We start from the raw sequence: 23,594 nt of genomic DNA on the forward strand, positions 1-23,594 counted from the left end.
ATTGACTTAGGTTGGAATGTTATACCAAGTGAGGCAAAGGTAGCACCTTTTAAAGAGAATGCGAAGCCTCAGACTCATACTGTATTAAAGAAAACAGGAGTAAGTGAAATTGAAGTTGATGGTTTTGATGGACTTACTATATATTCAAAAAACGGATCAAAATTGACTAATGGTGGTATAACAATTAAAAGATCCAAAAATGTAGTAATTAGAAATATACAATTTGATGAACTTTGGGAATGGGATGAAGCAACTAAAGGTAATTACGATAAAAATGACTGGGATTACATAACACTAGAAAAATGTAATAATGTTTGGATAGATCATTGTACTTTTGGAAAGGTATATGATGGAGTAGTAGATTCTAAGAAAGGAACTACGGGATTAACAATCTCATGGTCTAAATTCTTGTCAGGTGATTCAAATCCAGAATTTATGAAAGCTATGTTCGATGAATTAGAAAATAACAAGTCAAGCTATCCTATGTATGCAGCAATAAGAGAAAAGGGATTAACTAAAGATGAGATAATGAAAGTATCATCCCCTCAAAAGAAAACTCATTTAATTGGTGCAAACGAAATGGCAGCTGATAATAAAGATTTAGAGATAACATTACATCATAATTACTATAAAGATTCTCAAGATCGTATGCCAAGACTTAGAGGCGAAAATGCACATGTATACAATATAGTTATGGATTCTGAAAATGCAAATGAACTTAAAAAACTAATTCCAACAAAGATATCATCATCACTAAAGTCTAAAGGATATAAGTTTGGATTAACTAGCAATGGTGCTATTTCTACAGAAAATGGATGATCCATCTACATTAAAGGAAAAATTAAATGGTAAAAATGGCGCTGGGGCAGGACAGCTAAATTTAACTAGTGAAAATTGGATGAAGACAAAATATTAAAAAGAGAGTATATCCCTAAGTTAGGGAACATACAATACTAATATTACTAAAGCAAGAGGAGAGGGAGACATGAATAAATTAGACCTATTTGTAAGTAAGTTATGTGGAACATTTGATAATAGCAACCAAATAAAAGGTGAGATGGAAAATGGTAAGCAACTTCATCCAAGTGCAAAGCATATTAATGGTATATGTAATGACAAGATAAAAAATTTACCTGATGGTTTTAATGGATATTTTGTTATTGAAGAAAGCTATTATGAAAATGGAAATTTTAAAAACAGTTTACCGCATCTTTTCTTGTTTACACTTGATGAGAGTAATAATGTTGTTTTAACTTCATATGAAATTCCAAAGAATATAGAAAAAGAAGATTTTAGAAATGATAATGAGAAGTTGATAATAAATTTTGAAGATCTAAAAATTTCTATGAAGTTTAACCCTATGATATATGAAGAAAGTAATGGAATATTTGAAGGAGAGAGTATTAGTAACTTTACTCCAGAAACAGAATTTACTTTAAAAGAAAAAATAGAAGATGATAAAATGTATGTTAGTGAAGTATTTAGAAAGAATGGAAAGATAACTTTTGGATTTGTTGATCCGATAGTCTATGAAAAAGTAAAATAAAATACTATTCAAGCTTTATATAGGAACTATCTCTAAATGACAAATGTTTTTTGTCAGAGATAGTTCCTTTTATTATGTACAATAATTTAAGAAACTAAGCAAGTATTTGTAAGTGAAAACATATTTATAGATAAGATAGTACAATATTAAAAATTAATTTATAAGGAGGAGTTTGTGAAGAAGAATAAAAAACATTGCAAATGTAAATTTCAAGATTTCAAGTTACCTCCTTGCGCAGAATTTTTAGGAAATGTTAACCCTATAATTGGAAATGGTAATATTATATATAGAAATAATAACAGACTATATTTTTTCCTTTGTTTTAATGATAATGGTGACCCAAGCAAAACATATAATGCTGCAGAGCCACTTACTTTCAATAACATACATGGTGGGTGTTTACAGATAGAACCATATCTTTTTTTTATTGGATTATATATAAATGAGTATCAGAAAGGTAATGTAGATAATTTTAATGATATCAAAATACATGATGATGATGATGCAGATGATTTTATAAAATGTGTTTTATCTAATAATTATAGCGTTAATAATTCTGTAGTACCAACATTAGCATATATTATATCCAATTCAAATGCCATTCTTCCTTTATTTAGTGCATATATAGAAATTAGTCAGATAAACTACTATATAATATTAATGCTTAATCGATTTTATGGTAACTATGGATTACTATTTGGTGATAACTCCTATGTAACCAATGATTTCATAAATGCCACTTTGGCAAGTATTTTTTTTAATGTATAGTATCTATAAAAGTGCAGAGAAAAAGTTCAGGGAGATGAGATGGCTTTTAATATTCATCATTTATTTGATAGATAGAAATGTTGATGAAAAAGGTAGATGTTTCATATGAGAAGGTAGAAGAAGCTTAAAAGGGATTTTAGATATATTTTAAGATAGGCATTTGTTCTATCTTATTTTTTTATGTAAAAATATTGAAATAATAGACCGAGTGGTCTATTATAATATTAGGAGGTGCTTTATGGAAGAGGTTACAAAGGGTGAGAAAAGCAAAAGAAGAATTATTGAATGTGCTGCAGAACTGTTTTTTAAAAATGGATATAACAATACTGGCATAAAGGAAATTTTAGAAGAGACACAATTACCGAAAGGTTCATTCTACTATCATTTTAAAAGTAAAAAGGATCTGGCTATAGAGGTAGCGGAATATTATAAAAATAAAATTGGCAGTTGGATTCTTAGAATTTCAAAAGATAAAACCTGGAGAGAATTTATAGATAACTTAATAGATGATATAATAAGTGACGCTAAAGATGAAAAATATTATGGGTGTCCTTTTGCAACATTAGCATCGGAAATGGCTTTTCTAGATCCAGAAGTTGTACAATCATATTCAATACCAATGATGAAGCTAATATTAGTTTTTTCAAATGTGTTAGAGTTTTCTGGTATATCAAAAGAACAATTAGAGGATAGTGCAAAGAAGGCTTTTGCATTATTTGAGGGTTATGTAATGTATTATAGGGTAACAAAGGATATTAAAATATTTGAGACATTAAGAGATCAATTGAAGAATATATATTAGGAGGATATTATGAAAGAGGTTAAAATAGTAAAAAGTACTGAAAGGTATTCAATTGGCAATTTAGGAAAGTATGATGAATTAGATCAATATGAATATTATCACCCACTAGCAAAATTTAAAATACCAGGAAAAGTCTTTGTGGGAGAAGCATTAGATATGACATCCATTGAAATGTCAATTCAGGTATTAAAAGCTGGCTGTGAAATACCTTTTGATCATAAGCATAAAATTAACGAGGAAATATATGTTGTTATAAAAGGAAATGGTGAATTTATAATAGATGATGAGATAATACCAGTAGAAGAAGGGTCTATTGTTAGAATTAGTACCAAAGCTAAAAGAAGATGGAGAAATAATTCCCATAATGATTTATTAGTTATGGTGATACAAGGAAGGGAAGGATCATTAATAAATTATAATGTTTCAGATGGTTATATGTAAAAGTAAAACTATTATAGAGATATATAAATTTATGTAATAATACACTGATATTAGTGAATATGTTAAAGTTCATTAATCATAGCCTTTATATTCTAAAGTTAAATGGTATAATATTTAACATAACTTAGTATTTTTGCAGTAGAAAGGGGATGATTTTTTGGAAGGATATTCATTAAATCAGTGGTTATTATTTTTTTTCATTTATTGTTTTGTAGGTTGGATTTGGGAATCATGTTATGTTTCAGTTAAAAGTAAGAAATGGATCAACAGAGGTTTTTTAAGAGGACCGATGTTACCTATATATGGATTTGGTGCAATTATAATTTTAATAGCTACTATACCTGTGAGAAGTAATATTTTTTTAGTATTTATTTTTGGAATGGTTGCAGCTACAACTTTAGAGTATTTTACTGGAGTTTTAATGGAAAAGATTTTTCATGTAAGGTATTGGGATTATAGTGATGAAGCTTTTAATTTTCAAGGTCATATATGTCTTTTGTGTTCTGTTGCATGGGGGGCATTCTCGATATTAATGGTAAAAGTAATTCATCCACCGATAGAATATGTGGTTTTACTGATACCGGAGCTTATTTGTGAGATAATTATTTTATGTATTATTGTAGCATTTACTATAGATATTGTACAATCTGTTAACGATGCCTTAGATTTAAAGGACACTTTGGCAAGAATTACAGAAGGCAGAGAAACAGTTAAGCATATTAAGAAGAGACTTGAGGTAATGGCAGCTTTTATTAATGAAGATGTGAAAGAGATAGAAGAGAAGTTTAAAGAAAAAGTATTTATTAATCAAGAGAAGAGTGAACTTAGGAAATTGAGTAGAAGACAAGTTTTTGAGAAGAATCTTGAAAGAAGTAATAGTAGAAAAGCAGAAGTTTTAGAGCTTATGTCTGAAAATATAAATAAATATATTGGTAAGTTAGAAAATGTTGCTGATAAATCTACGCAACAATATGAAAAGTTCAAAGCAGAATTAATTGAATACCTTGCAAAGATAAAGAAACAAGAAAATCATGTTAGCAAAATGGAAAATAAGGCTTTTGTTCATTCTATAAATATTTTACGTAGAAATCCAGGAGCAAGGGCTAAAAAGTATGAAGAAGCTATGAATGAGGTAAAAGACTTAGAAAAAGGACAAGATATTTAAAGAAAGGGGTAATAAAAATCAATGGATATAAATAAGAAAAATACGTTGCGTTTAATATATGGAAGAACAATTATAGTAATTTCATTGATTCTTATTCAATTAGGTGTATTATTATTTACTTTTAAGTGGTTAAGTAAATATCACATATATACTTATGGAGGATTTACCGTAATATCTGCAATTATAACGTTATTTATTATTAATAGCAAAAGTAATCCAGCATATAAATTGGCTTGGATAATACCAGTATTATTAATACCGGTATTTGGAGGTCTGTTTTATCTTTTTGTTCATATACAATCAACGGCAAAACTTCTTAATAAGAAGCATCAAAATATTTTAAAAGAGACAGCGCCTTATTTAAAACAAGATGCAGAAATAATTAGTAAAATAAAAGAAATTTCTATTCAAGGGGCAAACTTATGTCATTATATTTCAAATATTGCAGGATACCCAACATATAGAAGTGAGGAAATTACTTATTTTCCATTAGGAGAAGATAAGTTTAAGGAATTACTTTCTCAATTAGAGAAAGCAGAAAAGTTTATTTTTTTAGAATATTTTATAATACAAGAAAGTTATATGTGGAATAGTATTCTAGAAATTTTAAAGAAGAAGGTAAAAGAAGGTGTAGAAGTTAGAGTAATGTATGATGGTATGTGTTGTCTTGCAATGTTACCATATTCATATCCGAAAGAATTAGAGTCTTTTGGAATTAAGGCTAAGATGTTTTCACCTATTATGCCTGTATTGTCAACATATCAAAATAATAGAGACCATAGAAAGATTCTTGTTATTGATGGTAAAGTTGCATTTACTGGAGGTATTAATTTAGGTGATGAATATATAAATCGTATTGAAAGATTTGGACATTGGAAAGATACTGCAATCATGGTTACAGGAGAAGCAGCAAGAGGATTTACAATGATGTTTCTACAGATGTGGAATATTACTGAAAAGGAGCCAGAAAACTATGATAAATATCTAAATAAAAGTAATGTTACTGTAGAAGATTGTAGTGGAGGATTTATTACTCCATATGGAGATAGCCCCTTTGATGATGATAATGTTGGAAAAGATGTTTATATGGATATAATCAATACAGCTAAAGAATATGTCCATATTATGACGCCATATTTAATTTTGGATAATGAGATGATAACAACACTTATTTATGCAGTAAAAAGAGGTATAGATGTAAAAATAATTTTACCACATATACCGGACAAGCCTATGGCGTTTGCGTTAGCACATAATCATTATCCTCAACTTTTAGAAAGTGGTGTAAAGATATATGAATATATCCCTGGATTTGTCCATGCAAAAGTGTTTACTTCAGATAACGAAAAAGCAGTAGTTGGTACAATTAATTTAGATTATAGGAGCTTATATCTTCATTTTGAATGTGCAGCTTATATGTTTAAATGCCCTGTGATAAAAGACATCGAAGAAGATTTTCAAGATACATTATCAAAGTGCAAGGAAATGACTTTAGAAGATTATAAGAATTTTTCATTATTCCATAGATTGGAGGGGCATGTGTTAAAGTTATTTGCTCCACTGATGTAAACATTATGTATACAATTTTGTTTGTACAAATCTATAAGTAAAAATAAATAGCGGTTTATGATAAAATTTAAAGTTTTAGTAGAATTTTAAATAATGTCGGCATAGTATAATGTATAATCTCTTTGCACTGCATATAAAGCTACAGTACAAACTGATCAAGCCGATGAATAAGAATTTTATTCATGGAGCCGGGCCTTATTTTGGGCAACAGGACATAAAAGATGCCTGTGGGACAGTATATTGTTCCACAGGCATTTTTGTTTATGGAACAATACTTTCTCCTAAAGAACTAAGTTTATGCATTGCCATAGAGCTATCAAACCCAAATTTCTAGATAGAAAACTAGAAAAAAGATGGAGGTAACTTTTATGCAAAATCTAAAAAAATCAGTAGAAATTATTGGTTTAACTAGTAATGAAGCTAAGTTATTGCAAGAAAGGTATGGAAAAAATAATATTGTACCAGAAAAGAAAGAGAATTTTATTGTTAAAATCCTAGAGGTATTAAGAGAACCAATGTTTTTATTATTATTGGTAGCTGCAATGATTTATTTTGTTCTTGGGGAACCAAGAGATGGAATAGTAATGTTGATATTTGTAGTAGCTGTTATTACCATTGATGTTGTACAAGAATGGAAAACAGATGAAACGCTAAAGGCTCTTAGAGATTTATCTGCTCCACAGGTTACCGTCATTAGAGATGGGGTAGAAACTGATATCGTAAGTGAAGATTTAGTCCCTGGGGATTTTGTGATTATCTCTGAAGGTGTGAAAGTACCAGCTGATGGGTATATTATTAAGGCTAATGATCTTTGTATAGATGAATCATCATTAACAGGAGAACCAATAAATGTATGGAAAGATGTAATCACTAATAGTAACGATGAATATTTAAAGAAAAATTATTGTTATGCAGGGACATTGGTTACTCAAGGTAGTGGTGTTATTAAGGTAGATAAGATTGGTGTTGAAACAGAGTATGGGAAGATAGGGAAAAGCGTATCGGAAACACAAGAGAAAATAACACCGTTAAAAAAACAAGTGGCAGTATTAGTTAAAGTTTGTGCATATATAGCTGTTTTTTTGTTTATGTTAGTAGTTATAATTACCTATATGAATTTAATAGAATGTAATTTCAAAGATAGGTTGATAGAAAGTATATTATCAGCTATTACTTTAGCAATGGCTATGATACCAGAAGAATTTCCAGTTATATTAACAGTAGTTTTATCTATGGGAGCATGGAGATTAGCAAAGAAAAATTCTTTAGTTAAAAAATTGCCATCAGTGGAAACATTAGGAGCTGTATCTGTGCTTTGCGTAGATAAGACTGGTACAATAACAATGAATAAAATGAAAGTAAAAGATATATGGACTCTTAATACTGATATAGAAGATTTTAATAAAGCTATGGGAATGGCGTGTGAAATAGATCCTTATGATCCTATGGAGCAGGCGATGATAGAGTATTGTGAAAGAAATCATATTACAAAGGATATGCTTTTTAGTGGAACATTAGTGAAGGAATATTCTTTTACTAATGAGAGCAAAATGATGGGACATGTTTGGAAAAAACATAGACATATTATCATTGCGGCTAAAGGGTCACCAGAAAGAATAATGGCATTGTGCAATTTAGATAATAAGGTAAGAAAAAGCGTAAGTAGTAAGATGAGAGAAATGTCAAAAAGAGGTCTAAGAGTTATAGCAGTGGCAAAAATGATAATAGAAAATGAAAGTGATATACCTAAAAATTTAGAAGGATGCTCTTTAGACTTTTTAGGTCTTGTAGCATTACAAGATCCTCCAAGGGACACTGTAAAAGAAGATATTAAAAATTGTGCTAATGCTGGTATTAAAGTCGTAATGATAACTGGTGATAATGGAATGACGGCAAGTGCTATTGCAAAAGAAGTAGGTATCGCTGGTAACGAGAATATAATTACAGGGGAAATGATTGATAAATTAAGTGATGAAGAACTTAAAGAAAAGGTTAAAGGTGTAAGTATATTTTCAAGAGTTATACCAGAGCATAAAAGGAGAATTGTTAAAGCGTTTCAGGATAATGGAGAAATTGTAGCAATGACAGGTGATGGTGTTAATGATGCAGCGGCTTTAAAAAAAGCAGACATTGGTATAGCTATGGGAAAACGTGGTTCTGAAGTATCTAGGGAAGCAGCAGATTTGGTATTATTAGATGATAATTTTTCTACTATAGTTTATACAGTAAAGGATGGTAGAAGAATATATGACAATATCAAAAAAGCAATAGGATATGTATTTACTATTCATATACCAATAGCGTTATCATCGCTTTTAGCGCCATTACTTGATATTAGTTCTAATCAGCTATTGTTATTGCCAGTTCACATAGTATTACTGGAATTAATAATAGATCCAACCTGTTCAATTGTTTTTGAAAGGCAACCAGCAGAAGATTCCATAATGGAACGGACACCACGAAATTCTAGTGAGAATATCTTAACAGCAAAATTACTTTTTAAGAGTATAGTACAAGGTATTGTTCTCTTTATTGCTTCTTTTGGTATATATTATATTTATTTAATGAGATATAATGCTCCAGTTGAGGTAGCAAGGTCAATGGCTATTCTAATAATAATGATTTCAAATTTACTTTTAGTTCAAGTAAATAGTTCTAATACGGAATATGCATATAAGTCATTTATTAAACTTAGAAAGGATAAAGTAATATGGAGTGTTATTGTGATAACAATAGCTTCCATTGTGATACTTTTCTATACACCTATATCTTTAATATTGAAATTAGCACCATTAACTATAAGTGAAGTAGTAATTGCATTAGTAATATCAATCTTCTCTATTATGTGGTATGAGATAATAAAGTTTATTAAAAATAGGTAATACAAATTTAATTTTGTAGATTGACTATATTTCTTCATAAAATATTAAGAAATGTTAATATAAATCTTAACAATAATCTGATACAATAGTAAAGGTAGATTTTATATGGAATTTTGTGGAGAATGATACTATGAAGTTAAAAGACAAAATAATAATGTATACAATGGTGTTATTTACTACGATAGCAATTTGTTTAGACCCAGAAAAGTTTTATTTAGATTTAACCAAAATTCAGAATCCTTTTAGAGTGGGGCTAATGACTGTTTGCATTATCAGTGGTATGTTAATTTTATTTTACAAAAGATCAAGAGGATATAATATTAATATATTACAAAAGATTCTATCAATGATTTTTTCTATATTCATGACATTGGGATTTAGTTATGAAAAGACAAATTCTTGGCAGTTGGTATTTGGAAGCTTAAGAATGTTTTTAATTTCAATAATTATATATATTGGATTTTATGAGTTTTTTAAAAGAATTTTTTACTTTATAAATATTAAAATACAGAATATAAGAGTTGAAGATTTCAAATTAGAAACTATGGGAAAATTAAAAGGAATATTAAAGTTCATTGATGAAAAGCCGTTTTTATCAAGTATTATAATTATGATTACATTTTGGCTTGTTTATATAATAGCTTTTTATCCAGTGATTTTGTCACCAGATCCTAGTTTTCAAATTAGGCAGTTTTATAATGTTGATACGAAATATGCAGAAGGTGTAATAAAGCTAGATGAAAATGTTAATCTTACTAATCACCATCCTGTAGTTCATACATTATTGTTAGGTGGATGTATAAATTTAGGAAGGTTATTTGGTAGTGATAATTTTGGATTATTTATATACTCCATAATTCAAATTGGAATATTATCATCAACGTTAGCTTATACTATAAAATATCTTAAGAAAGTAAAAATATCCCTTAAGGTTAGATTAATTCTTTTAATGATATATTCCTTAGTACCGATGTTCCCGCTTTATGCTATGTCAGCAGTGAAAGATACTATTTATACCTCGTTTATGGTTTTGTATGTAATATTTCTTTATGATTTTGTAACCTTCAATAAAGAGAAGAAACTTTCCAATATTAAAGCTATAGCTATAATTTTTTTATTGTTATTAATTTCATTGTTTAGAAATAATGGGATATATGTAATACTTTTATCTTTTCCATTCATAATTTTTTATAGTAAAAAGAATATGGCTAAAACTATAACAATATTGGTAATATTTATGTCGTTAACAACGTGTTATTCTAAGGTTATATTACCTTATTTTAAAATTACCAGTGGTAGTATTAGAGAAATGTTATCTATACCATTTCAGCAAACAGCGAGATATGTAAAAGAACATGGAGATGAGGTATCAGAAGAAGATAAAAAGGCGATAGATAAAATTTTGGTTTATGATACTATAGCAGAGAGGTATCAGCCAGAACTTTCTGATCCAGTTAAAAATAAATATAATAAATATGCTACCAGTGAAGATTTAAAAGAATATTTTAAAGCTTGGTATAGAGGATTAAAAAATCATCCAGGGACCTATGTTGAAGCAACAATAAACAATACTTATGGGTATTTCTATCCTAATGCTATAAAGTGGTATACTTACCATAAGTATGATTCAAGAGTAACAAAAGACAATTTAGTTGATTACAGTTATAATGATTTACAAGGATTAAGGGATAACTTAGTAGTATATCAAGGAATATTTCCTCATATACCGTTTATAGGATTAATATCAAATATTGGATTTGGCATATGGATTTTGTTAGTGATGGGAGTATATCTTATTATATTTAAAAAGAATGAATATCTTATAGTGTTAATGCCGTTATATGCATCAGTATTGATTTGTATTGCATCACCGGCAAATACTTATTTTAGATATGCTATGCCATATATTTTTGCAAATTGTGCTTTAGTACCGTTATTATTAAATTCATTATCTAAAAATAAACTTTAAAAAATAAGGACAAGTACCTATAGTTACTAGGGCTTGTCTTTTATTTTTTTAATAATAGAAATTCTATGTAAAAATATGGAACGTGTGTTATAATTCTAAGTATGAAACGATTATTTCAGGAGGGATCAAAAATTAAAAAGAAATTTAATGAAATGAGTATATTTTGTTTAATGTTTATTTTGCTCCTTACATTAGTGGGGTGTAAAAAGAGTAATGAGACAAAAAATAGTATTGTAGAAAAAAACTTAAGTAAAATTATTAGCACAAGTAATATTAATGTGCAATTAGCATCAAATCCATATGAATATATATCAAATAATAAGAAAGAATATGCTGATATTGTTTCCAGTGAGGGTGCTTTAGAATATATGCTTAATGAATTTAATAAAAGTAATGAAGATGGGTTAAAAGAATATATTATGGCAGTAGCTTGTTGTGACATTCTAGGAGAAGATGGCAACAATGTTCAATGGAACTCAGGTAGAGAATGGTACAAAAACTATTTAAGTAATAGGGAAAGTTAAGATAAATTAATATGACAAAATAGATTAAAAAAGACTAGTGGATTTAAAATGAAGCTAGTCTATACTTTTATATTGGAGGTAATAATTATGAGTATAGGAAGTAATGAGTTTAATTCGGAATTTTGTAATGTTAAGTATTTAGAAGAAAAATGAAGCAGTGGATTTTATAGATGAAAGCGTTCGTAAATAAGACAGTAGTACTGAGACTTTTGTATTATGATATGGTAAAGGGTTGTATATGGGGGTATAGATAATGCGAAAGGTTGTGAAATTATTTTGGCAATTAGCAATTCTACCGATATTATATATACCATACAGAATATTGAATGAAACAGTACTAATTAATATTTTGGGATGTAGTTGCTCAACAGATGATATTTGTAGAGGAGTAATAGATGCTAATGACTTTACAAAATTATTTTTTAGTATTGTAGTAATAGTAATCATAGTTATTTCGGTATACAAAGTAAAAAGTATATCTAAGATTAGCTCTAAGGTAATTTATATTATGTGTATTACATGTATTTCTACTGCTATTGGAAATATATTATATCAATCAATGCTGTTAAAATAATAAATTTAGGTGAAGGAGAAACAGGGATGGGTGACTTATTAAAATTAAATAATATTGGAAAGGTATTAGAAGAACAACTAAATGAAGTTGGAATTACATCATATGAAGAGCTTAAATCTATAGGTAGTAAGGAAGCATGGCTTAGAATAAAATCAATAGATCCTTCGGCATGTATACATAGATTATATGCTTTAGAAGGTGCTATAGAGGGTATTAAAAAGAGTTGTTTATCTCAAGATAAGAAAAATGAACTTAGAGAATTTTATAATAATGAAAAACTTTAAGAAGAAAGATATAAGGTGGATTTGAGTTTATAATTCTATATTTTTTGGATATAATTTATATAAGTATTATTTATCTAGGATATTTTAGAGGGGGAATATAATATGCAAAATCCTTTTATAAAAGATAATTTTTTATCTCCTAATGTGTCAATAAATAAACTTATAATAGAAAAGGTACCAGAACATATAGTAGATGAAGATATTAAAGGAAAATCTGCTTTAGAATTATTTTCAACAAAGTTGTTTATAGAAGAAATTAAGAAAAACAGCAAAGAATTAGGATTAGATTTACAAAGTATAGAGGAAGCTAAATTACCACAAAATTTTACAAGTTGTTTAGAAAGTAATAATGAATCGATTAGAGAGTTAGCTATAAATATTTTAAAGTTATTTGGAAGACGACTAGGAGTGATTTTACTAACATTAAAGAAAGGTGAAAAAGAAAATAGGTTAAAGAGGATAGATTGGCAAGATGAACATTGGCAGTACTGGTCTAAGATAGAAAATGTTATTTTGGTGGGAGGTCTTGCCAATAATAAATTTGGAAAGATACTAAAAGATGCTATAAATGAAGTTTTTAAATTGGAAAAAGAAGGCTATAATATTATTTTGGTAGAGAATCCAGCAGAAGCAGCCATTAGAGGGTTATCAAAATATATTACTACTATAGAAGATAATAAATATAATTTAGCTTTGGATTTTGGACAAAGCTTCATAAAAAGAAGCATAATAAGTGTTGATAAAAGTGGTATTAATGAAGTTCATACATTAGAAAAGATAAAATCTAAGTATGTTACATGGGAGTTTAATACTAAATTAGAGGAAGAAGTTGAAGCTAAAAAAGAGGATCAGTATATAGTAGATTGTATTACTAATACAATTCAGTTTTGCATGGAAAATAATTATGAATTAGGTAAAGAAATAGTAATAAGTATAGCTAATTATGTGGAAAATGGAAAACTTAAAAATAGAGGCGGCTATGGCAAACTAAGACTAATTGCTGATAATTATGAGAAGCATTTGAAAGAAGTTTTATATAAGAAATTAGGAACAGAATATAAAATAACTATGGTTCATGATGGAACAGCAATGGCAGCTGCATTTTCGGAGTATCCAAACTCTGTTTGTATATCCTTGGGAACAGCTTTTGGAGTTGGTTTTCCAATAGATAAATGAGGTACTTTATGAACTAGTATAATTATGAATAATATTAATAGGTGGTATGAATTTTGGAAAAAGTAGTGTATAAAAAACTTAATAAAGAAGATATTAAACTATCATTATTTAGCGATTTTAATAGATATCAAGAAGTTAAAAAATGCTGGAGAAAAGAGAATAATAAATGGATTTTAAAGGATATTTCATTTATAGAGCAATGGGGAGAAAATGAGTACAATTTCTTAGTAAAATGTCTAATTAATACAATTGAAACTGGTGGAGTAGTATTGGGAGCATTTTGTGATTGTTCTTTAGTGGGGTTTGCATCTGTTGAAAATAAATTTTTCGGAAGTGAAAATCAGTATTTACAATTATCCAGTTTACATACATCATATGAATATAGAGGCAATGGTATAGGAAAGCAGTTATTTTCTATAGCTTGTGATGGAGCTAAAGATCTAGGTGCTAAGAAACTATATATTTCTTCTCATTCATCTGAGGAGTCACAAAAGTTTTACAAAGCTGTTGGCTGTGTTGAAGCTATTGAATATAATAAAAAGTTAGTAGAAGACGAGCCTTGTGATTGTCAGCTAGAATATATTTTGATGTAAAATATGGTTTGTGTCATATAACTTAAAGATAGACGAAAGATAGTTTTAATGCTATCTTTTTTTATATTAAATTATTCATAGGATATACTAATAAGGATAATTTTTAATTAAAAAGTAGAGATTAACTTAATTGTGGAAATAATGACGAGGTGATAAGATGATAGATTATTTTTTAATGCCACATCCGCCGATAATAATTCCTGAAGTGGGAAAAGGTGCAGAAAAAGAAGTTAGTAAAACTATAGAAAGCTGTAGAAAGGTAGGGGATATAATAGAGCAAAGTGATGCAGAGACTATAGTTATAATTACTCCTCATGGTACAGTATTTAGAGATGCCGTTGCAATGATTAATACAGATACAATTAGTGGTGATTTCAGTAATTTTGAGGCTCCAGAGGTGACGTTGACCTATGATATAGATTTAGCCTTGACAAAGGAGATTATAGAAGTTGCTTCGGAGAATAAAATAGCTGTGGCATCTATAGATGAAAAAACATCAAAATTGTACAATATAGATTTAAATCTTGATCATGGTGCTATGGTTCCATTATATTATGCTGATAAAAAAAGAAATCATAAGTTGGTTCATATAACTTATGGTATGTTGTCACCAATAGAGCTTTTGAAATTTGGAATATCAATAAGAACTGCAATTGAAAAATTAGATAAAAAAGTAGCAGTTATAGCATCAGGTGATTTATCTCATACACTTATAGAAAATGGACCATATCCATATAATCCTCATGGTAGAGAATTTGACAATTTACTTATAAAAATATTATCAGAGGGGAAAATGAAAGATATTTTTAACATAGATAAAAAACTTATTACAGAAGCCGGTCAATGTGGATTAAGATCATTATATATTTTAGCTGGAATAATAAATACTTCTACTGTTAATAGCAAGTTTTTTAGTTATGAAGGTAATTTTGGCGTTGGATATTCCATTTTTCAGTTTAGTGAAGGTAGTGGAAACTTACTTGATGAATTAATGGTAGAAAGAAAAAGTAAGCATAAAGAAAGATTAAAAGGTGGCAATATATATACATCTCTTGCTAGATTAAATTTAGATAGATATTTCACTAATGGAACTATTGTTGATATCAATGATATAAAAGATGAAGGACTATTAAGTGATAAAAAAGGTGTCTTTGTTTCATTAAAAATAAATGGTGAACTTAGAGGTTGTATAGGAACTATTTATCCCGTTACTAGTTGTGTTGGAGAAGAAATAATTAGAAATTCCCTTAGCGCTGCCCTTGATGATCCAAGATTTCATCCATTGACAGAAGAAGAACTGCAACAGGTAGATATATCAGTAGATTTATTATATACTCCAGAGAAAACAACTTTTGATAAATTAGATCCATCAAAATATGGAGTAATTGTAACAAGTGGCAATAAAAAGGGATTACTTTTACCAAATCTAGAAGGGATAGATACTAAGGAGAAGCAAGTAGAAATTGCTATTAGCAAAGGTAATATACTACCAAATGAAGAATATACATTGGAAAGATTCATGGTAGAGAGGTTTAGTGAAGTGGAAGATGACTAGGAAAGAAGCATTATATTATAGAGAGGAAAATGGAAAGATTAGATGTAGCTTATGTCCACATAATTGTCTTATAAGAGAGGGACATAGAGGAGCTTGTAATGTTAGGGAGGCAAATAAAGATGACGATGGATTACTTAAATTATATTCCTTAAATTATGGCGAAGTTACATCAATAGCTATAGATCCTATAGAAAAGAAGCCACTGTATCAGTTTTATCCAGGAAGTAAAATATTGTCAGTTGGATCCTTTGGTTGTAATTTTAAATGTTCATTTTGTCAGAACTATAGTATATCTCAATATAGGGCTGAAAGTAAGTATATTTCACCTGAAGAAATGGCAGAGATGTCATTAAATATTAAAGATAATATTGGATTAGCTTTTACTTATAATGAACCATCTATATGGTTTGAATATGTATTAGATGTAGCGAAAACAATAAAGTCCATTGATAAAAATCATAAAATTGTATTAGTTTCTAATGGATATATTAGTGAAGAGCCTTTAAAAGAATTATTACCATATATAGATGCATTAAATATAGATTTAAAAGGTGATGATAGTTATTATAGAAGACTTTGCTTTGGTTCTATAGAAGAAGTGAAAAGAACGATAAAGATAGCTAATGATTATGAAAAGCATATAGAAGTAACTACTTTGTTATTACCAAAAGAAAATACTGATGATGAAACATTATTAGAAATAGCTAAGTTTTTAAGTTCTATAGACAAATCAATACCTCTACATGTTTCAAGATATTTTCCAAGATACAAGATGGAGGAACCACCAACACCATTAGAAGAGATGAGAAAAAGTTATAAGTTACTAAAAAAATATTTAGATAATATATATTTAGGAAATTTAAGTGAAGAAGAGTACAAATATTGTGTTGAAGGATAGATTTTACATCTATCTTTTTCTTTATGGTACAATATAACAAAATAATATGTAAGGGTTGAGTGTATTATGAAAAGATTTAATGAACTAACGTTTGAAATTTTAGAGGAAAAAGATATTGAGATATTAACTCCAATAATGAAAAGAGCATTTGATGAAGATACAAAAATTCACCTAAATGAATTAGAAGGTGGACCTGAGGGATACGATAATGGAGAGCTTCTTAAAAAGTTTGGGTTACATAAGGATTCCACTGCCTATAAAATCTCTTTGAATAATGAAGTAATAGGTTGCATTATCCTATGGATAAATAATGAGACACATCAAAACTTTTTAGGTAATATATTTATAGATCCTAAGGTGCAAAACAAAGGAATAGGTCAAGAGATTTGGAAGTTTGTTGAAAGTCAGTATCCAGATACTATTATATGGCGTACTGAAACACCAGGTTTTTCTACAAGAAATCATAATTTTTATGTTAATAAGTGCGGATTTCATGTTGTAAAAATTGAAAATCCTATGAATAAATATGATTCTAAATATATTTTAGAAAAGGAAATTAGGAGATAAGAGAGGTATAGGTACGGTAAGTAGCTATACCTCTTTTCTCAAACAGAGGTTTGAAATTTATTAGCTTTAGATTATTTAAATTTGCAAGTTTATGATACATCGATAGTAGCACTCAATTCTTCAGTATAGTCATCTATTAAATCTTTAAATTCTTCAATCCGTTTTGATACATCTATACCAAGCTTTACTATTATTAGTGATAAACCACCTAGTGCAATAATGTATATTACAATTCCATATAGTAATGTATACCAATGAAATAGTTGCAAGAAGCTGAATAGATTAATACCAAAATCTTTATTTATTTTAGAGGCAATTAGAATAATAGGGGTAATAAATGTTACTATTGCGCCTAGAATAAATATAAAGATAGAGTTATATAGAATGAATATAATTAGCTTATTTAATATATATGTTATGGTATAGCAAAAGCAGAAAGAATTGCTTTTTATTTTACTTCCGTAATTTTTATAAATTATGTTGTAATCATAAGAACAAATAGAAACTATTTTACCATATATGGTGGCGGTTATATCGGATATAAATTCGAGCACTTGTAATAAAAATGATGTTATCATGGAAAAGATTCCAACTAACATTGTGAATATAATTGACATTATATATATAAATATAGCTGCAATAACAATAAAAATTGCAATAAAGATAAGGAATCGTAGTATTGTACCAGGATTTCTTAAAAATTCAAAAACGAAGGCTGTAACCAGTGTTAAAACTGCTATACCAATAATTAGAAGAAGGTTTTCTACAATTGTTACAACTATTTTCGTTATAGCACTAATTAGTAAAAATGGTATAGCAACTAAAGATAGTATATTTATTTTAATAATTTTTAATGGAATATTCATAATAGCCTCCTCATTAGAATTGTTGAAAGTCAAATGTAATGTTTGCTATATAATTCGAAGTATTTGCATTTATGGTTATTGAATTACCTGTATTACTATCGTTATAAATTATTCTTGTTGAACTTAAATCGGAATTCCAAAAGATATTTCCGCTAAGTTTATCGGGTTTCCCATAGATACCTTTTTTTGCATGAACAATTTCTGGTATAGTCATATCAACATTTAAACCACCGCTAAAAACTACATTATTTCTTCTTGCTGATATTGATTTCACCTTGCATTGATTCCAATATTGTGGATAATCCTCAGCATTAAAGAGAGTAACGGATATAGTATGATCTTCAGTATATAAGGTCACTTCTTCATGAGGTGAAATATTTTTATCACAATTAAAATGAATATAATTTAAGATATCAAACATAGAAAAAATTTTACCATTAACTTGCATCATATTTGAGAATTTATCACAATTAAGTATCTTATCAGAAGGAGTTTCTTTTGTTGATAGATTAACTAAATTATCACCATTAAGAAGGTATACATTTATGAAACTTTCATTATCTTTAGTAAAAGTTACTTTTTTAGCTCTAGAAGCAACTTCTACGTTTTTGTAGTTTCTAGAATAAAAATATGTTGAATTAACTGAATAAGTTCCAGCCGGAATACTTAATTTCTGATAAAAAGAGTTATCCTTTGTTAATCGTATCGTATAGGATCTTTTACTTATAACGTTTTCTAAACCAATAGATATGACAGTATCATAATCCTTTTTTTCATTAAGAAGCTTATCAGGAATGTTTTCTAAGGTAACATGACCTATACATTCTCCTTCATCTAAGTTTCCATTGTTAAAACAACCATTAAGTAAAATAGTAAAAGTAATTATAAAAAATATAGTAAGTATTCTTTTCAAAAATATCATCCTTTCAGATTTATGGTAATTATTGTAAATAGATGCAATTAATTATATAACATATATATAGAAAAATAAAAGTGATATGCTATCAATTATACAAAATAGAGTTTAATTAAAATGAGCAAAATCTCTGTAGGATAATAAGTCATACAGAGATTTCTTTATATAAGTGGCCTTGACAAGAAAGTTTATATTGTATATATTGAATATATACAATATATATAAAGGAGAAAAAGCTGTGGATATTATAATTAGCAATTCTAGTGGTAAACCAATATACGATCAAATTTACACAGAAATAAAATCAAAAATTATATCTGGAGAATTAAAAGAAGGAGATCCATTGCCATCTATGAGGCTATTGGCAAAAGAATTACGAATCAGTGTAATAACGACGAAGCGTGCTTATGAAGAACTAGAAAGAGATGGATTTATAACTTCTATCACAGGAAAAGGAAGTTTTGTATCGGGGAAAAATACAGAATTTATTAGAGAAGATAATTTGAGAAAAATTGAAGAACATATGCAAAGTATTATTGAACTTTCCAAGGGATGTAATTTATCATTGCAGGATTTAATAGAAATGATTTCAATTATTTATGAGGAGGATTAGTATGGAAAATGCATTAGAAGTAAAAAATTTATCAAAGCATTATCCTGAGTTTGAATTGGATAATATTAATATTACTCTTCCAGCAGGATGTATTATGGGGTTTATTGGTGAAAATGGAGCAGGTAAAAGTACAACAATTAAAGCAATTCTAGATTTGATAAAGAAAGATAGTGGAGAAGTAACAATATTTGGACAAACTAATTTATCTAGAAATCAAAAACTAAAAGAGCATATAGGTGTGGTAATGGATGAATGTAGTTTTCCAGAAAATTTAAATGCTAAAGAAATAGATAAAGTAATGAATAATTGTTATAAAACTTGGAATAGAACAAAATATATGAAGTATTTAGATAAGTTTGCATTATCATTAAAAAAGCCAGTGAAAGAATATTCCCGAGGAATGAAAATGAAGTTATCTATTGCCGTTGCTCTTTCTCATGATAGCAAATTGTTAATATTAGATGAAGCCACTAGCGGTCTTGATCCTATTGTTCGTGATGAAATTCTTGATGTTTTTTTAGATTTTATTCAAGATGAAAGCCACAGCATTTTTATATCATCTCACATCATAAGTGACCTTGAAAAAATTTGTGATTATATTACATTTATTCATAATGGAAAAATTATATTAAGTGAAATTAAGGATGAGTTATTAGATAAATATACAATTATTAAGTGCTCAGAGGCTGAATATTCAACTATAGATAAATCTGCTATCATCGGAAGAAGAAAAAGTAGATTTGGAATTGAAGCATTAGCGTTGAAGGAAAAGATATCTAATAACATAATAACCGATAAAGTAAATATTGAAGATATAATGTTATATTTTGTGAAGGGGGAAGAATAATGAAGGGATTACTTTTAAAAGATATACTTAATTTGAAGAAACAAGGATTAATATATATTTTTTTAATAGCACTATGGTTTTTTATGGGAATTAGAAATAAGGATATATCTTATTTATCAGGGTTAATTGCAATGGTGACACTGCTAATACCTGTGACTGCAATTTCTTATGATGAAAAAGCAAACTGGGAAAGATATGCGTTAACTATGCCTATATCAAAAGATACTATAGTAATATCTAGGTATTTACTTACCATTTGTATTTCTCTTCTTGGTGGAGTTCTTTCAACAATAGCAGGACTATTAATTTCAACAAATATTAAAGAAGTGCTTTTAACTAATATGTCAGTTATATCAGTATGTCTTTTATTTATATCATTTGCTTTTCCATTTATATTTAAGTATGGCGTAGAGAAAGCTAGGATAATTATGGTTATCTTATTTGTAATTCCTACATTGTTGTTAACTTTTGCTTCAGAGTTTAACATAACTATGCCAAGTGAAGAAGTAATAATGAAATTTCTTTATTTTTTACCATTGATAGTGTTAGTAATTATTATTTGCTCTATAGAAGTATCGAAGATGATATATAGTAAGAAAGAATTTTAAAGCATATAATCTAAATTAATCAACATATATTTATGATATAATTATTATGTAAGGAAACTTAAGATGAATTATTTTTCTTCCAAGATAAGGTGTTATGAATCAGTATATGGTGCTAGATAGTAAAGAAAATTTAGTAGAAAAGGGTTACAAAATATTATATAATAGATATACATAATTTATATGGGGGGACGTAATGTGTTAGAAAAAATAGATGCAATTCCATGGAAGATATCAATATTAATAGGAGTGGTTCTTGTAGCTTTAGGTTTATTGGTTGGAATTAAATTTTTAGATTTCTTATTAGTTTTTTCTGGATTTTTCTTAATCTTTACAGGTATTCAAAATAGAAAGAAATAGCTACGGATTATTGTTTATATAGCAAGTTAATGGACATATTAGTTAAGAGTTGAAGTAAAAATTTTATAGTCATTTTATAATAAGTCAATGAAGAAAAAATCTTTGTTGGCTTATTATATTTTAATAGTTAACTTAAGCGTGGTATCAATAGGGATTAATAAAAAGGTAGATAGGTTAAAAGTAGTCATTAGTTACTTTTAACCTATCTTTTTAATTTTAGTTAATAAAATAGTACATTTAAGAGTAGAAAATGTGCATTTACGACAAAATCACACAAACTACACAGAAGAGTTAGTATAATACACTATAGTAAACAAGAGTTGTGTTTAAGAAAAAGTTTATGAAATTATGAGGAGGAAATGGAATGAAAAAGGTAATTAACTTTATTTTAATAATCTTTATGTTGACAGGTATTTTTAGTAATTTGTCAATTAAGGTATTTGCAGCAAGTAATACAATAGCTGATGGATGGTATTATATAAAGAATGTAAACGCACAAAAGTATTTACAAGTAAAAGATAGTAAGGCTAAGAATGCTCAAAATGTTAATATATCAAAAGGAACAAAGGCAAATAATCAGAAGTGGTATGTAAAGAATCTTGGTAATGGTTATGTAACGATAAAGAGTGCTTTAGGCGAATATATGGTTGATATTGCTAATGGAACAAATAAAGATCATACAAATGTACAAATATATAGTGCATATTCAGGAAATGCACAGCAATTTGCTATAAAAGCTACAGCTACAAAAAATGTATATACAATAGCTACAAAAGTTAGTAGTGGTAAAAGAGGTTTAGATGCTGCAGGAGCTAAAAAAGTAGATGGAACAAATGTAATTCAATATACTTTAGGTAAAAATAAAAAAAATCAGGAATGGAAATTTGAATCAGCTAATGATAATAATTCGAATGATAACAATAATTCTAATAGCAATTCAAATAATAATTCGAATTCTACTAATAATAGCGTATATTCTAAAGATAGCTTAAAAGGAGCTTATAGTAATACTTATGGTAAAGTGGGAAGTGCAGTAAATCTTAATCAATTACAAGATAGTAAGACATTAGAGTTTATTAAGAAACATTATAATAGTATAACAATGGAAAACGAAATGAAGCCAGATGCACTACTAGGATATAATCCAACAAAGATAACCGTAGCAGAAGCTAAGAAAAAGGGCTATATAATTCCTGATGGTTATAAAGAACAATATGTTCCAGAAATTAATTATGCAAAGATTGATAAAGTTTTACAAATAGCGAAAGATAACAATTTAAGTGTTAGATTTCACACATTAGTATGGCATTCACAAACTCCAGATTGGTTTTTTAAGAATAATTTTTCAAATAGTCAGGGGCTTGTAAGCAAGTCTACTATGGATGGGCGTCTTGAGTATTATATAAAGAATGTTATGGCACATGTTCATTCTAGCAAATACAGTGATGTTGTATATGCATGGGATGTCGTCAATGAATATCTACATAGTTCAAATAATAATTCTAACTGGATTAAGATTTATGGAAATGAAGGAGAAAAATCTACTTTAGTTAAAAAATCATTTACATATGCTAATGATATGTTGAACTATTACAAAGTTCGTAATAGAGTTAAGCTATTTTATAATGATTACAACACATATCAAATTCCAGATAAGATAGTAAATATGATTAAGTTTGTTAATTCAAATGGAACTCTTTGTGATGGTGTAGGAATGCAAAGTCATCTTGGATTAACATGGCCAAGTGTTTCTTATGTTGGGGAGGCAGTAGAAAAGTTTAAAAATGCTAAACTAGAAATTCAAATTACTGAATTGGATGTCAAAATTGGAGATGGAAATAGTATAAATGCCAAGGAAAGTGAGCAAGCAAAATATTATTCAGATTTAATGAAAATGCTTAATGGAAAGAAAAAGAATGGTGCTAATATTACTGGTATAACTTTTTGGGGATTATCTGATAATGTATCATGGATAAGAAACGGATATCCTTTATTGTTTTCAGATATTAATAAGCCTAAAAAAGCGTATTATTCTGTAATTGAAGCTAGTTCTAATTATTAAATATGCCTATAT

Annotated in this window: 24 protein-coding genes and 1 riboswitch; of the genes, 22 read left to right on the forward strand and 2 right to left on the reverse strand. The window is 28.1% G+C overall.

Annotated features, from left to right (window positions below; translation table 11 throughout):
• The first annotated feature begins 162 nt into the window (after window positions 1–162).
• The 17 genes from KQI30_RS02835 (at window position 163) to KQI30_RS02915 (ending at window position 17,313) form a co-directional block, all read left to right on the forward strand.
• Window positions 163–819: a hypothetical protein gene (locus tag KQI30_RS02835; protein ID WP_216461650.1), complete on the forward strand. Its 657-nt coding sequence runs from the start codon at window positions 163–165 to the stop codon at window positions 817–819.
• Window positions 820–985: 166 nt separating this feature from the next.
• Window positions 986–1,546 carry a hypothetical protein gene (locus tag KQI30_RS02840; protein ID WP_216461651.1) on the forward strand — a complete coding sequence of 187 codons (561 nt, stop codon included), beginning with the start codon at window positions 986–988 and terminating at the stop codon, window positions 1,544–1,546.
• A 174-nt stretch (window positions 1,547–1,720) separates the two neighbouring features.
• Entirely contained in the window at window positions 1,721–2,314 is a 594-nt protein-coding gene (locus tag KQI30_RS02845; RefSeq protein ID WP_216461652.1) for a hypothetical protein, read from the forward strand.
• Window positions 2,315–2,552: 238 nt separating this feature from the next.
• Window positions 2,553–3,116 (forward strand): TetR/AcrR family transcriptional regulator, encoded by a 564-nt coding sequence (locus KQI30_RS02850; protein WP_216461653.1) that lies wholly within the window; start codon window positions 2,553–2,555, stop codon window positions 3,114–3,116.
• Window positions 3,117–3,125: 9 nt separating this feature from the next.
• A complete protein-coding gene (locus KQI30_RS02855; RefSeq protein WP_216461654.1) occupies window positions 3,126–3,557 on the forward strand; it encodes a cupin domain-containing protein in 432 nt (143 codons plus the stop codon).
• Between the two features lie 157 nt (window positions 3,558–3,714).
• On the forward strand, window positions 3,715–4,722 hold the full coding sequence (locus KQI30_RS02860; RefSeq protein ID WP_216461655.1) for a putative ABC transporter permease: 1,008 nt from the start codon (window positions 3,715–3,717) through the stop codon (window positions 4,720–4,722).
• Between the two features lie 21 nt (window positions 4,723–4,743).
• Window positions 4,744–6,291, forward strand: a complete 1,548-nt coding sequence (cls, locus tag KQI30_RS02865) for a cardiolipin synthase (protein WP_216461656.1) — start codon at window positions 4,744–4,746, stop codon at window positions 6,289–6,291.
• A 141-nt stretch (window positions 6,292–6,432) separates the two neighbouring features.
• Window positions 6,433–6,529, forward strand: a riboswitch (NiCo riboswitch).
• Window positions 6,530–6,659: 130 nt separating this feature from the next.
• Complete coding sequence (locus KQI30_RS02870) at window positions 6,660–9,173, forward strand: cation-translocating P-type ATPase (RefSeq protein ID WP_216461657.1); 2,514 nt, start codon at window positions 6,660–6,662, stop codon at window positions 9,171–9,173.
• 130 nt (window positions 9,174–9,303) lie between these two features.
• Window positions 9,304–11,142, forward strand: a complete 1,839-nt coding sequence (locus KQI30_RS02875; RefSeq protein WP_216461658.1) for a DUF6020 family protein — start codon at window positions 9,304–9,306, stop codon at window positions 11,140–11,142.
• 101 nt (window positions 11,143–11,243) lie between these two features.
• A complete protein-coding gene (locus tag KQI30_RS02880) occupies window positions 11,244–11,666 on the forward strand; it encodes a hypothetical protein (protein WP_216461659.1) in 423 nt (140 codons plus the stop codon).
• A gap of 253 nt (window positions 11,667–11,919) precedes the next feature.
• Window positions 11,920–12,240: a hypothetical protein gene (locus KQI30_RS02885; RefSeq protein WP_216461660.1), complete on the forward strand. Its 321-nt coding sequence runs from the start codon at window positions 11,920–11,922 to the stop codon at window positions 12,238–12,240.
• 26 nt (window positions 12,241–12,266) lie between these two features.
• Complete coding sequence (locus KQI30_RS02890) at window positions 12,267–12,524, forward strand: TfoX/Sxy family protein (RefSeq protein ID WP_216461661.1); 258 nt, start codon at window positions 12,267–12,269, stop codon at window positions 12,522–12,524.
• A gap of 102 nt (window positions 12,525–12,626) precedes the next feature.
• Window positions 12,627–13,700 (forward strand): hypothetical protein, encoded by a 1,074-nt coding sequence (locus KQI30_RS02895; RefSeq protein ID WP_216461662.1) that lies wholly within the window; start codon window positions 12,627–12,629, stop codon window positions 13,698–13,700.
• Window positions 13,701–13,753: 53 nt separating this feature from the next.
• The gene (locus tag KQI30_RS02900) at window positions 13,754–14,293 is read left to right on the forward strand and encodes a GNAT family N-acetyltransferase (protein WP_216461663.1); all 540 of its coding nucleotides are present in this window, start codon (window positions 13,754–13,756) and stop codon (window positions 14,291–14,293) included.
• A gap of 157 nt (window positions 14,294–14,450) precedes the next feature.
• Window positions 14,451–15,848, forward strand: coding sequence for an AmmeMemoRadiSam system protein A (amrA, locus tag KQI30_RS02905; RefSeq protein ID WP_216461664.1), 1,398 nt, complete (start codon window positions 14,451–14,453; stop codon window positions 15,846–15,848).
• Window positions 15,829–16,746, forward strand: coding sequence for an AmmeMemoRadiSam system radical SAM enzyme (amrS, locus tag KQI30_RS02910; protein WP_367397824.1), 918 nt, complete (start codon window positions 15,829–15,831; stop codon window positions 16,744–16,746). The genes amrA and amrS overlap by 20 nt, the downstream gene beginning before the upstream one ends.
• Before the next feature lie 66 nt (window positions 16,747–16,812).
• Window positions 16,813–17,313 (forward strand): GNAT family N-acetyltransferase, encoded by a 501-nt coding sequence (locus tag KQI30_RS02915; protein WP_216461665.1) that lies wholly within the window; start codon window positions 16,813–16,815, stop codon window positions 17,311–17,313.
• An 89-nt stretch (window positions 17,314–17,402) separates the two neighbouring features.
• On the opposite strand, the gene KQI30_RS02920 is transcribed toward KQI30_RS02915, so the two are convergent.
• Both KQI30_RS02920 and KQI30_RS02925 read right to left on the reverse strand, forming a co-directional pair.
• Window positions 17,403–18,179, reverse strand: a complete 777-nt coding sequence (locus KQI30_RS02920) for a hypothetical protein (protein WP_216461666.1) — start codon at window positions 18,177–18,179, stop codon at window positions 17,403–17,405.
• A 13-nt stretch (window positions 18,180–18,192) separates the two neighbouring features.
• Complete coding sequence (locus KQI30_RS02925) at window positions 18,193–19,092, reverse strand: hypothetical protein (protein WP_216461668.1); 900 nt, start codon at window positions 19,090–19,092, stop codon at window positions 18,193–18,195.
• Between the two features lie 241 nt (window positions 19,093–19,333).
• Between KQI30_RS02925 and KQI30_RS02930 the strand changes: the two genes are divergently transcribed.
• From KQI30_RS02930 to KQI30_RS02950, 5 genes are all read left to right on the forward strand, one after another.
• Window positions 19,334–19,708, forward strand: a complete 375-nt coding sequence (locus tag KQI30_RS02930; protein ID WP_216461670.1) for a GntR family transcriptional regulator — start codon at window positions 19,334–19,336, stop codon at window positions 19,706–19,708.
• 1 nt (window position 19,709) lies between these two features.
• Complete coding sequence (locus KQI30_RS02935; protein ID WP_216461672.1) at window positions 19,710–20,555, forward strand: ABC transporter ATP-binding protein; 846 nt, start codon at window positions 19,710–19,712, stop codon at window positions 20,553–20,555.
• A complete protein-coding gene (locus tag KQI30_RS02940; protein ID WP_216461674.1) occupies window positions 20,555–21,163 on the forward strand; it encodes an ABC-2 transporter permease in 609 nt (202 codons plus the stop codon). The genes KQI30_RS02935 and KQI30_RS02940 overlap by 1 nt, the downstream gene beginning before the upstream one ends.
• Before the next feature lie 195 nt (window positions 21,164–21,358).
• A complete protein-coding gene (locus tag KQI30_RS02945) occupies window positions 21,359–21,520 on the forward strand; it encodes a hypothetical protein (RefSeq protein WP_216461676.1) in 162 nt (53 codons plus the stop codon).
• Between the two features lie 364 nt (window positions 21,521–21,884).
• A complete protein-coding gene (locus tag KQI30_RS02950; RefSeq protein WP_216461678.1) occupies window positions 21,885–23,582 on the forward strand; it encodes an endo-1,4-beta-xylanase in 1,698 nt (565 codons plus the stop codon).
• Window positions 23,583–23,594: the final 12 nt, after the last annotated feature.

The organism is Clostridium bornimense, assembly GCF_018917145.1.
Classification (GTDB): Bacteria; Bacillota; Clostridia; order Clostridiales; family Clostridiaceae; genus Clostridium_AN; species Clostridium_AN bornimense_A.

Bases quoted from the DNA above. Each gene is read 5' to 3' on its own strand.
- amrA (WP_216461664.1), top strand. From the start codon at position 14,451: ATGATAGATTATTTTTTAATGCCACATCCGCCGATAATAATTCCTGAA.
- KQI30_RS02935 (WP_216461672.1), top strand. From the start codon at position 19,710: ATGGAAAATGCATTAGAAGTAAAAAATTTATCAAAGCATTATCCTGAG.
- cls (WP_216461656.1), top strand. From the start codon at position 4,744: ATGGATATAAATAAGAAAAATACGTTGCGTTTAATATATGGAAGAACA.
- KQI30_RS02920 (WP_216461666.1), bottom strand. From the start codon at position 18,179: ATGAATATTCCATTAAAAATTATTAAAATAAATATACTATCTTTAGTT.
- KQI30_RS02940 (WP_216461674.1), top strand. From the start codon at position 20,555: ATGAAGGGATTACTTTTAAAAGATATACTTAATTTGAAGAAACAAGGA.
- KQI30_RS02875 (WP_216461658.1), top strand. From the start codon at position 9,304: ATGAAGTTAAAAGACAAAATAATAATGTATACAATGGTGTTATTTACT.
- KQI30_RS02885 (WP_216461660.1), top strand. From the start codon at position 11,920: ATGCGAAAGGTTGTGAAATTATTTTGGCAATTAGCAATTCTACCGATA.
- KQI30_RS02840 (WP_216461651.1), top strand. From the start codon at position 986: ATGAATAAATTAGACCTATTTGTAAGTAAGTTATGTGGAACATTTGAT.
- KQI30_RS02950 (WP_216461678.1), top strand. From the start codon at position 21,885: ATGAAAAAGGTAATTAACTTTATTTTAATAATCTTTATGTTGACAGGT.
- KQI30_RS02895 (WP_216461662.1), top strand. From the start codon at position 12,627: ATGCAAAATCCTTTTATAAAAGATAATTTTTTATCTCCTAATGTGTCA.
- KQI30_RS02855 (WP_216461654.1), top strand. From the start codon at position 3,126: ATGAAAGAGGTTAAAATAGTAAAAAGTACTGAAAGGTATTCAATTGGC.
- KQI30_RS02850 (WP_216461653.1), top strand. From the start codon at position 2,553: ATGGAAGAGGTTACAAAGGGTGAGAAAAGCAAAAGAAGAATTATTGAA.
- KQI30_RS02890 (WP_216461661.1), top strand. From the start codon at position 12,267: ATGGGTGACTTATTAAAATTAAATAATATTGGAAAGGTATTAGAAGAA.
- KQI30_RS02915 (WP_216461665.1), top strand. From the start codon at position 16,813: ATGAAAAGATTTAATGAACTAACGTTTGAAATTTTAGAGGAAAAAGAT.
- KQI30_RS02880 (WP_216461659.1), top strand. From the start codon at position 11,244: ATGAAACGATTATTTCAGGAGGGATCAAAAATTAAAAAGAAATTTAAT.
- KQI30_RS02870 (WP_216461657.1), top strand. From the start codon at position 6,660: ATGCAAAATCTAAAAAAATCAGTAGAAATTATTGGTTTAACTAGTAAT.